The 2,843-nt window shown below is 34.8% G+C and carries 3 protein-coding genes; all 3 read right to left on the bottom strand.

Annotated features, from left to right (window positions below):
* On the bottom strand, window positions 1-890 hold an 890-nt coding region (locus tag VNZ46_RS12130), incomplete at its 3' end, for a hypothetical protein (RefSeq protein WP_325560397.1).
* Window positions 891-892: 2 nt separating this feature from the next.
* The gene (locus VNZ46_RS12125; protein ID WP_325560396.1) at window positions 893-1,864 is read right to left on the bottom strand and encodes a phosphoribosyltransferase-like protein; all 972 of its coding nucleotides are present in this window, start codon (window positions 1,862-1,864) and stop codon (window positions 893-895) included.
* Window positions 1,861-2,843: hypothetical protein (locus VNZ46_RS12120; protein WP_325560395.1), on the bottom strand; the 983-nt coding region annotated here is incomplete at its 5' end. The genes VNZ46_RS12125 and VNZ46_RS12120, both read right to left, overlap by 4 nt.

The following is a 2,843-nucleotide window of genomic DNA, read 5'->3' as shown; positions in this document are numbered from 1 at the left end:
AAATCTGAATACTCTTTTTTATTATCCCGAAGAAGTGTATCTAGTACTTTCAAATCAAATTCTGATCCAGGTTTATTTTCTTCATTCGCACTTAACGTTTGGTATGTTTTTATCCCATATAATCTTGAGCCGACATAAAATGTCACCGGATCATATCTTTCTCTAATCAAAGTATGTATATAACTTTGTTGGTAAGCAGTTAGATTTTCTAACTCATCAATTAGATATATGAATTTAATTTTGCTTAATTCAGTACAGTATTTTAAAAAAATTGGCGCAATGCCAAGGGATAAATTCCCTGCTGTAACAAGTATCTCAAAGTCAAATTCTTTTCCAATTGCCCTGTTATTGACAGAAACATTAACTTCTTTCTGTAATTGACGAAAAATTTGTAGTAAGTCGTCCATTTTCTCTGGTACAGGAAAAGGAAATTTATCAAAAAGTCTGCTAATATCATTGCAAATTGCATGTTGATTTTGAGTAAAAGAATGAAGTGTACTAAATGCAATAATGGCAGATTGTAACATTAACTCTCCAAACCATAGCTCCATAAAATAAGTATAGATTATTTTCCACTTTTCCTGATCGGTAGATTTGCCTTGGAAACGAAAAGCATTCAGACCTCCACATCTAAAATACAAACCAATGTAACCATCCTTTTGAAGACCTTTAACCACATCCCCTTTATATTCTCTTTGTTGAGATTGAAAAGAAAGATGGCGCATCAGATGGGTTTTGCCGCTACCCTTGCCCCCTAATATTAATAACGGACGAGGTGATCGAGTATTGACTATCTTATTGGGAAAATTAACCCAATACCTGAGTATCTGATCGTCCGTCAGGTGTGTAGCCGCAGTTAAATCAAAAGGATTATTGAGTTCGCGCATCATGCTTATTCGTAATATTTAGGATAGCGACGAAATGTAGGCTGCCAACCAAATCCGTCTATTCCTTCACTCCAGAATATAGGCAAAGTGTTGTTAGGAGTATTATGGAAAAAACCTAGTAAAAGTTGACTATTCTTAAATCCAAGTGGGAAGTCAGAGTACAGTTTTTCCCCATAGAATTTACACATTCTCTTAGCAAAGGATTTATCGACAGTAACTTGAGACGTTAAAAAAAATCTAGATTGATCATCAAAGCATTTGAATGACTGATCATATTCCATTACGGCTTTGGTAGTATCAAATACGTCAGGTAAAAGCTCATTAATTTTTTGCAGTTTATCCGTAGATCCGAACAATACAAAATAATGCAGTTCGACATTTGGATTTAATACTCGAATACTTTTTGCCAAATCTTCTATATACATTTTTACCTGTGTTCCTGAGCCGCACAAATCATCCAGGAAAACATATCGCTTGATATTTTTACACTTATCGGTAAGTTGCTCTTTTTTTTCATTACCTACACTCATCAATTCAATAATTTCGTGTTGATGAATAAAGAGATCCGAGGGTAATCCATTTTCTTGGCGAAAGTAGTAAAGTAGATGGGAGCCACTTTCAGAGGGATTGCCTAAACCAATAAACCTTGTATATTTTAGTTCCAGTTTAAAATTTTCTTCAATTATATTGAGGTCAATAGTATGCTCATTTTCCTTACGTATTTTTTCAACTATTGGGTAGCGATACAAATCTCTAAAAAGTGCTTTTAACAATTCTCTGATTTCGTTTATTCCGAAATACATAAAATTAGATAATAAAAATAGTGCGTGCGTGCGTTGGGCGTCTACATCTAGGGTGTCTTCTGAAAAGTTATTCAGCCATTCGTCGATTAAAGGTTGTTTCACTTTCCCTTCCCAAACACTTTCATTAAGCGCTTTTATTATCTTAATAAAAGTATAATTTTCTGTTTCCATCATTTTTTTTGAAAAATACAAACCCACTCGCGAGTGATTAGACTTGCAGTCTTGTTTCTCTTAGTCATCAATCCCCTTGATTTTATTTCATCAATTAATCTTCCTACACAAACGAAACCCAAATTCTCAATTGTTTCTGTTAAATAATCTACGGTCATAAATTCTCGTCCACAGACGTAATTATTGCCGGCAACAAGCACAAAATATCCTCCCCTTTTCAAAAGCAAAGTTGCCTGAAGAAGTGCCTCTTTCATTTCAAGGAGGTAAGTTGCTGCAATATAGGCTCGCAATGGATTAACTTTAATTGTCTCTATTAGAAATTCATCAGCCTTTAATACACCAGTCCTAGGAAGAATCTGATAATCTATTTTTTTAAAATGCTCTCTCCCAATGCACTTTTCTTCGACCGATGAAATGGTTATGTTTTCAACTTCAGCTAACCAACTCAAACTTAATTTTGATGCTCTTGTGTATTTTTGCGCACCATTATATGGGGGAGAAGTGATGATCATATCAACTGTAATATTCATTTTGGACTTTTTACCAATCATTCGAGCGTCGTGTTCAATATCGATTAGTTTGATGCCCTCATTAATGTTCTTAAGTTGTTCGATCCGTATTTTGTTGATATTGACAATTTGCCAAAATTCAGAAATCACATTTATACGTTTAAGTCTTCGTAGTCTTTTTTCCGCATGAATTCTGAGGGGATGTCTTTCTGGATAATGGTCAGCTCGTTGTCTCACGGGAACAGAAAGTCTTGGATCAGCTAAACTCACTTTCTTCAAAAGGGCTGAGAAGCAGACAAGAAAGAAATCCCTATGATAATCATTTCTTATTGTTTTTATCCCTACGAATAACCTTGCCAGTTGATTTAAAATATGCGGATAAAACCAGTATCCATAATCCGCATCAAGACTTGGTGGCAACTGTGCATTCTTAGGGATTCTTGAGTGTAACCTGCCTATACTCTTGACTAGAT

It is taken from the genome of Pedobacter sp., assembly GCF_035566355.1.
Taxonomy (GTDB): Bacteria; Bacteroidota; Bacteroidia; order Sphingobacteriales; family Sphingobacteriaceae; genus Pedobacter.
Note: the sequence above shows the minus strand (reverse complement) of the source record. Positions and strands in the feature narration are given on the sequence as shown.